The sequence below is a fragment of the Gemella haemolysans genome (assembly GCF_028308085.1).
GTDB classification, from domain to species: Bacteria; Bacillota; Bacilli; order Staphylococcales; family Gemellaceae; genus Gemella; species Gemella haemolysans_D.
Genome location: NZ_JAQMFS010000091.1, coordinates 64342 through 72048, shown reverse-complemented (window position 1 = coordinate 72048; position 7707 = coordinate 64342). Strand labels below are relative to the sequence as shown.

At 31.8% G+C, this 7707-nt stretch carries 6 protein-coding genes, 1 pseudogene and 2 other annotated features (1 of these 9 only partly in view); of the genes and pseudogenes, 2 read left to right on the top strand and 5 right to left on the bottom strand.

From position 1 onward, the window contains the following. Window positions 1–1268 (bottom strand): annotated as a pseudogene (locus PNO30_RS07450) (hypothetical protein); the annotation flags it as partial. Between the two features lie 317 nt (window positions 1269–1585). Between PNO30_RS07450 and PNO30_RS07445 the strand changes: the two are divergent. Both PNO30_RS07445 and PNO30_RS07440 read left to right on the top strand, forming a co-directional pair. Continuing rightward, window positions 1586–1891, top strand: a complete 306-nt coding sequence (locus tag PNO30_RS07445; protein ID WP_271987760.1) for a rhodanese-like domain-containing protein — start codon at window positions 1586–1588, stop codon at window positions 1889–1891. 26 nt (window positions 1892–1917) lie between these two features. After that, on the top strand, window positions 1918–2214 hold the full coding sequence (locus tag PNO30_RS07440) for a rhodanese-like domain-containing protein (protein WP_271987758.1): 297 nt from the start codon (window positions 1918–1920) through the stop codon (window positions 2212–2214). Window positions 2215–2343: 129 nt separating this feature from the next. Here PNO30_RS07440 and PNO30_RS07435 read toward each other — a convergent pair whose 3' ends face one another. From PNO30_RS07435 to PNO30_RS07420, 4 genes are all read right to left on the bottom strand, one after another. Next, a complete protein-coding gene (locus PNO30_RS07435) occupies window positions 2344–2601 on the bottom strand; it encodes a metal-sensitive transcriptional regulator (RefSeq protein ID WP_271987756.1) in 258 nt (85 codons plus the stop codon). Between the two features lie 167 nt (window positions 2602–2768). After that, entirely contained in the window at window positions 2769–3797 is a 1029-nt protein-coding gene (locus tag PNO30_RS07430; RefSeq protein ID WP_271987754.1) for a HAMP domain-containing sensor histidine kinase, read from the bottom strand. Window positions 3798–3817: 20 nt separating this feature from the next. Next, a complete protein-coding gene (locus PNO30_RS07425) occupies window positions 3818–4507 on the bottom strand; it encodes a response regulator transcription factor (RefSeq protein WP_048802235.1) in 690 nt (229 codons plus the stop codon). An 82-nt stretch (window positions 4508–4589) separates the two neighbouring features. Continuing rightward, a complete protein-coding gene (locus tag PNO30_RS07420; protein WP_271987751.1) occupies window positions 4590–7151 on the bottom strand; it encodes an SSURE domain-containing protein in 2562 nt (853 codons plus the stop codon). 261 nt (window positions 7152–7412) lie between these two features. Beyond that, window positions 7413–7632 (top strand) — a binding site (T-box leader). Window positions 7633–7690: 58 nt separating this feature from the next. After that, window positions 7691–7707: a binding site (T-box leader), on the top strand; it runs 225 nt beyond the window's last position.

Sequence of the window (7707 nt, the reverse complement as noted above, 5' to 3'; positions counted from 1 at the left end):
GGTGCCGGCGCTGCTGGCTCTTCCGCTTTTGCTGCTGGTGCCGCTGGTTCTTCTGCTTTTGGTGCCGGCGCTGCTGGCTCCTCTGCTTTTGGTGCCGGAGACGCTGGTTCCTCTGCTTTCGGTGCCGGAGACGCTGGTTCCTCTGCTTTTGGTGCTGGAGCTGCTGGTTCCTCCGCTTTTGGTGCTGGAGTTGCTGGCTCTTCTGCTTTTGGCGCTGGCGCCACTGGTTTCTCCGCTTTTGGTGCCGGGGCCATTGGTTCCTCTGCTTTTGGTGCTGGTGCTGCTGGTTCCTCCGCTTTTGGTGCCGGGGCCATTGGTTCCTCTGCTTTTGGCGCTGGCGCCACTGGTTCCTCCGCTTTTGGTGCCGGGGCCATTGGTTCCTCTGCTTTTGGCGCTGGCGCCACTGGTTTCTCCGCTTTTGGTGCTGGTGTCGCTGGTTTCTCTGCTTTTGGCACTGATGGCGTTGGTTCCTCCGCTTTTGGTGCTGGTGTCACTGGTTTCTCAGCTTTTGGTGCTGGTGTCGCTGGTTCCTCTGCTTTTGGTGCTGGAACCACTGGTTTCTCGGCTTTCGGTGCTGGTGTCGCTGGTTTCTCTACCTTAGGTGCTGGCGCCACTGGTTCCTCCGCTTTTGGCGCTGGTCTCGCTGGCTCTTCCGCTTTTGGTGCTGATGGCGTTGATTCCTCCGCTTTTGGCGTCGGTCTCACTGGCTCTTCCGCTTTTTGTGCTACAGCTGGCTCTTCCGCTTTTTGTGCTTTTGGTTCTGAAGCCTCTGGTTTCTCGTTTTTTTGAGTTGAATTCTTTTCTACTAGCTCATATACTTTATATACAATTTTTGCTTCAACTTCATTTCCATTTATTTCATTATTGTAGAAAACTGTTTTTTGTACTAATTCTCTTACAGCACTTGTATTTGGTAGTATTCTTCCTTTATTACTTTCTTTTGAAATAGAAGTATTATTGTTATTTATACTTGCATCAGGTTGAACTATCTTAGATACTTGACCTTTTTTTAAGTTACCCAAATTATAAGTATAATTATTTCCGTTAATTTTTGCATATACAATAGCTTCATAAGTATCTCTCTGTGCAGTCACATGAAATACTATATCACCGTTGACTTCTTCTGAAGTAATAGTAAGGTCTTGTGTTGTTTTATTACTACTTGTTTCTGAAATATTACCTACTTTATTCTCAGCAAATACAGCTAATGGATTCGCTAATGTAAATAATAATACACTAGCAGTAGCTACTTTTGATATTTTTTTCATTTAATTTCCTCCTTAATTGTTGGTTGTTTTTTATTAAAATGAAGGTCGCTTCCTTTTCCATTATTCTCCTATTTTTCTTATTTGTCAAGTATATAACATCCAAATATTTGAAAATTTATTTTCAGCAATAATTTTCATTTTTCATCTTATTATCCTTATAAGATTTTTTATTTATAATAATTTACTTTTTTTCAATTTTAATTGTATTTTATTTGTAACTAATCAATCTTAATGTATAAAATCAAATCAATTTTTTTGACAAATCTTTTATTTCATGGTTTAATATACCCCATAAGGGTATATCAGGAGGTACAATAATGTTTTTCTTATTCACAAAAGTAGATAGTATTTCTACTATCGAGCTAGAACAAAAACTTAAAGAAAATATTCAATTAATAGACGTAAGAACACCTGGAGAATTTCGAAGAGGACATATAAAAAATGCAAAAAATGTCCCACTTAGTGAGATTGGTCAATTTACTCCAATAATAGATAAAACAGTATATGTTATTTGTCACTCTGGAGCTAGAAGCAAACTTGCAGCAAAAATACTAAAAAAGAAAGGATACGATGTTATTAATATCCAAGGCGGTATGCATGCATGGAGAGGCAAAACAGTCTAAATTACTAATATTGAAAGGAAAAAATCATGAAAAACAATATTTCAATGCAAGATTTTTATGAAAAGTATAATAATGAGGAACTTATGATTCTTGATGTAAGAGAAAATCATGAGTACGAAGTAGGTCATATACCTTCTGCTAAAAATTTTCCTTTGAGTAGTCTTGGTATAGATTTCACTAAATTAGATAAAAATCAAAAATACTATGTAATATGTCAAGCAGGTGGACGTTCAGCTAAAGCATATGATTTTTTAGAAACTCAAGGATTTGATGTAATAAATATCGAAGGTGGTATGAATAATTGGCCTGGAGAAACAAAGTAAAATATTAAATAATAAAAACAACCAATTTTTACTATATTAAATTCTCTTTAATACAAAATTAATACATCATCAAAAAAAGACTTGTTCCCAAGATTATTTAGAACCAAGTCTTTTTATCATTTCTTTAAACTATTTATTTTTTACTATATATTTTATAGCTTTTTCTATTTTTTCTTTCTGCTCTAAAGGATTTTCTAAGGGGTTATTAATGCATTCCATAAGATTTTCTGTTATTAATAACTCAATAACACGATCAACACTTGAACGAACCGCACTTAATTGAGTTATTATATCAATACAATCTCTCTCTTCTTCTATCATTTTTTGAATCCCTCTAAGTTGTCCTTCAGAACGTTTAAGGCGCGTAATATACTTCGATTTTGCCATGTTTATTTTCCTCAGTAGATTTTTTTTCATTATACCGTGAAAAATTTATTTTGTCAAAATTTAAAAAATTTGTATGTTTTTATATTGAAAATTCCTAAAAATCTAATTCCAATTATTCTTTCAAAATAATAAATCTGATTCAAAGATTTTCTTGTATACTTAGTGTATTAACAATTAATTTTTAAAGTAAATTTACTTCCTTTACCATATTCACTTTCTACTAATATGTCTCCATTTATTTGTAAGGCTAACTGTTTCGCTATTGCCAAACCTAAGCCATAACCACCTGTTTTCATATTTCTTGATGCTTCAACACGATATAATCTTTTAAAAATATTATCAATCTCTTCTTCTTTTATACCGCAACCTTCATCAATTATAGAAATAGATAATTCTTGATTTTTTATTTCGGCAACTATTTCTATTTTTGTCCCGCTTGGTGAATACTTAAATGCATTACCTATTAAATTCACGATAATTCTTTGAATTTTATTGTAATTACTTACTATTTTAGCATTCTCAGGAATAACTTTAATATAGATATCTCTTTTTTCTTTTTCTGCTCGCAACTTAAACTCTGACATACAGTCAATCAATAATTTATCTAAAAATATTGTTTCATTTTTATCATCTTCACTAGTATCCTTAACACTTAAAGTTAAGTAATTTAATTCTTCAACAAGTTTATTCAACCTTGTCGTTTGACGACAAATTGTTTCTAGATAATATTTATATTCTTCCTCCTTTATTATTCCGTCTAACATTCCTTCCGCAGTTGATTGAATTGAAGTTATAGGAGTTTTTATATCATGAGATAATTGGGCTATCATAAGAGATTTTTCTTTTTCACTTTCTTCTAATGACTCAAAACTTTCTTTTAAATGTTTTGCCATTTCATTGAATGATAATGATAATTCTCTAAACTCAGTAGGACCTTCTACAGTATTGCTAATATCAAAATTTTTCTCAGTTATACTAATCGTTTGTCTTTTTAATACACGTAATGACTTAAATACACCTTTTAGTAATATAATACTAATCGTAGCTCCAATTAGCCCTGCAATTATTGTAATCACAACTATAAAATATGTATCTTTTTTTTCAATTAACATTAAATTTGAAGCCCAAAAAACAGCTATGATAGTTATTAAAAATGATAAAATATATCCAACAATAATATAATCTTTTAATTTCATACTATATTTCCTTTCCATTTTTAAACTTGTTTTTCCATTTTGTATCCTAGACCCCATACAGTTTTTATACTTGGTGTTTTTTCTGTCGAATATTTTGTTAAAATTCTTCTTAGAGAGTGTATATGCACGTTTAATGTATTTGCATCTTCAACATATTCATCTTGCCAAATTTTTTCATACAATTCTGTTTTAGAAAAAACACGCTCTGGATTATTAGCCAGTAGCCATAATAATTCAAAAGATTTCACGGTTAGTTCTAATTGTCTATCATTTACCATAGCAATTCTACTATTATAGTTAATTTTCAAATCACCCAAAGTTAAAATATTTTCACTACTATTTTTCTCGATTCTACGTAGTATATTTCTAACTCTTAAAACTAATTCTCTTGGACTAAATGGTTTTACTATATAGTCATCTGCCCCCAAACTTAAAGCGTAGATTTTATCTGGTTCTGTTGTTTTCGCTGTTATGAATAAAAATGGTTGTTCCTCATCTAAATACTGTACTTCACTGATTAAATCATAGCCATCCATATTGGGCATCATTATATCTGTAATTATTAAAGAATATTTATTTTTCTTGTATTTTTCTAAAGCTTCTTTACCATCATTAGCGATATCAACATCATATCCACCTTGCTCTAAATATCGTTTATTTATCTCCGTTATTTCTATTTCATCATCTACTAATAAAATTTTATTAACCATATTTAACTCCTCTTATCAAAATAGTACTATACAATAAAAGTATAGCACTATTTCGATAAAATCTACAAGTTTATTTTATTTATTAATTACTTTTTCTTCTGAATCCTAATAGACCTAAGAAGCTTGCAATGATTAATCCTAGTATTCCAGTATTTGATGAATTTGTTGAACTCATTGTTCCTTCAGGTGCCGCACTTGTTTTTGGTAGCATACCTTTTTTCATCATTCCATTACTCATATGAGTATTCATAGTCATATTATCTTGCATCATATCTTTATTCATATGAGAATCCATAGTCATATTTTCTGGCATCATAGCTTTATTCATACTAGATTCCATAGACATATTATCAGATTTACTCATATTCATTACTTTTCCACTTACATTTGAATTCATTGAACCAGTATCTGTATTATTTTGCATCATATCTTTTCCTGGTTTCATGTCCATTTGCTTAGTTTCTTTGTGTAGATTTATAGTCACTTCTTTTGTCGCTACTACATTTGTTAGATCCGCTTTTCCGTCTTTTTCACCATATATTTTTATTGTAGCTTTGTAGCTTTGTGTTCCATTTGCTTTTAATAAGTCTAGTAACTCTTTATCTGATTTTCCTTTTGTTCCTGCTAAGTCTACTTCATAGAAGTATAATCCTTTCCCTAGTTTTTCTAATGGTAATAATGCTGGATTTTTCGCTGATCCATTATCTGACCATGGTGCTTTGTCTGATGATTTCAAGATTAATCTTGTTAACATTCCATCTCCACCAAAGAATTCATAAGGAATTACTTGATTTACTCCAGCTGTGAATGGTCCAGGGAAGTTTGCTTTATCTAAGTATTTAGCTGGTACATCTACTGTATCTTTTGTATTGTCCATCACTGCTTTTTTAACTTCGTTAACACTTGTAAGACCATTTAGATTTACATTTACATCTTTTGTCGCTACTACGTTTGTTAGATCCGCTTTTCCGTCTTTTTCACCGTATACTTTTATTGTAGCTTTGTAACTTTGTGTTCCATTTGCTTTTAGTAAGTCTAATAATTCTTTATCTTGTTTCCCTTGTGTTCCTTCTAAATCTACTTCATAGAAGTATAATCCATGTCCTAATTTTTCTACTGGAGGAAGTGCTGGATTTTTCGCTGATCCATTATCTGACCATGGTGCTTTATCTGATGCTTTCAAGATTAATCTTGTTAACATTCCATCACCTGCGAATAAGTGGTAAGGAATTACTTGGTTTACTCCAGCTGTAAATGGTCCAGGGAAGTTTGCTTTATCTAAGTATTTAGCTGGTACATCTACTGTATCTTTTGTATTTTCCATTACTGCTTTTTTAACTTCGTTAACACTTGTAAGGCCATTTAGATTTACATCTATATCTTTTGTCGCTACTAGATTAGTTAAATCTGCTTTTCCATCTTTTTCACCATATACTTTGATTGTTGCTTTGTAACTTTGTGTCCCATTTGCTTTTAGTAAGTCTAATAATTCTTTATCTTGTTTCCCTTGTGTTCCTGCTAGATCTACTTCATAGAAGTATAATCCATGTCCTAATTTTTCTAATGGTAATAATGCTGGATTTTTCGCTGATCCGTTATCTGACCATGGTGCTTTGTCTGATGATTTCAAGATTAATCTTGTTAACATTCCATCTCCACCGAAGAATTCATAAGGAATTACTTGGTTTACTCCAGCTGTGAATGGTCCTGGGAAGTTTGCTTTATCTAAGTATTTTGCTGGTACATCTACTGTATCTTTTGTATTGTCCATCACTGCTTTTTTAACTTCTTGTACACTTGTTAATCCATTTAGATTTACATCTATTTCTTTTGTCGCTACTAAATTAGTTAAATCTGCTTTTCCGTCTTTTTCACCGTATACTTTTATTGTAGCTTTGTAGCTTTGTGTTCCATTTGCTTTTAGTAAGTCTAATAATTCTTTATCTTGTTTCCCTTGTGTTCCTGCTAGATCTACTTCATAGAAGTATAATCCTTTTGTTAAGTTTTCCACTGGTGGAAGAGCTGGATTTTTCGCTGTTCCGTTATCTGACCATGGTGCTTTATCTGATGCTTTTAAGATTAAGCGAGTTAACATTCCGTCACCTGCGAATAAGTGGTAAGGAATTACTTGGTTTACTCCAGCTGTGAATGGCCCAGGGAAGTTTGCTTTATCTAAGTATTTAGCTGGCACATCTACTGTATCTTTTGTATTCTCCATTACTGCTTTTTTAACTTCAACTGGCGTTGTTTGTGGTTCTGCTACATCTTTTGCATGTTTTATTAAATTATTTACATCAGTTTCTTTTGATTCGATACTTACTTCTTTTTCTGATTTTACTTCAGGTTGTTTCTTAGCACTTACAACATTTTTTGCTTCAACTGTACTTTTCTCAACTTGTTTTGCTTCTTTTCCTACAGTATTTACTTTGTTTTCAATTACTTTAGATTCAGTTGCATCATCTACTTGTTTATTTTCTACATTTTGAACTACAGGAGCTTTATCTTGTAAATCACTCGCATGAGCTTCTCCACCTCCAACAACTATAAAAATACCACTAGCTATTGCTGCTGATACAACTCCTACACTTACCTTTCTTATAGCCCATTTTGTAAAATTTTCTGATTTAATAAAGTTATTTTTCATTTGTAGTTTTCTCCTCTTATTTAATACTTTATTACCAAAACCTTTTGTTTGATGAATACAGTATACCTTATAGATATTAACTAACTATTAGTAAAAGTTAAAATATTTCTTAAATAGTTATTATTAAAATGTTATCTTTAGAATATATTAATATATATGGCCTATATTAGATTTCTGACAATTTAGAAAAAAGTTTTTAATTTTTTTACTAGAAAGTGTTGACAAAGAAAAAAACTTATGTTAATATTTCTTTAACAGTTTTAAAAAGCGAAGAAGTGAAGAGCAATATTACTTAATTATTAGAGACCTTTTGGTTGGTGAAAAAAAGGATTTGGGTGTATTGTAAATGGTCACAGAGCTGAACTAATGACTATTAATGAGTTAGTTCCGGTTGATTACCGTTAATAATCATTAAGGTAAGATTAAAAGTTTATTTTAAGATTATAAAATTGGGTGGTAACACGGTCATTTCGTCCCTTGTGTTACTACCCTTTTGTCGTATTTAAGACTGAGTAAAAATTATTTTTATAAATTAATATAATATAACATTGATAAG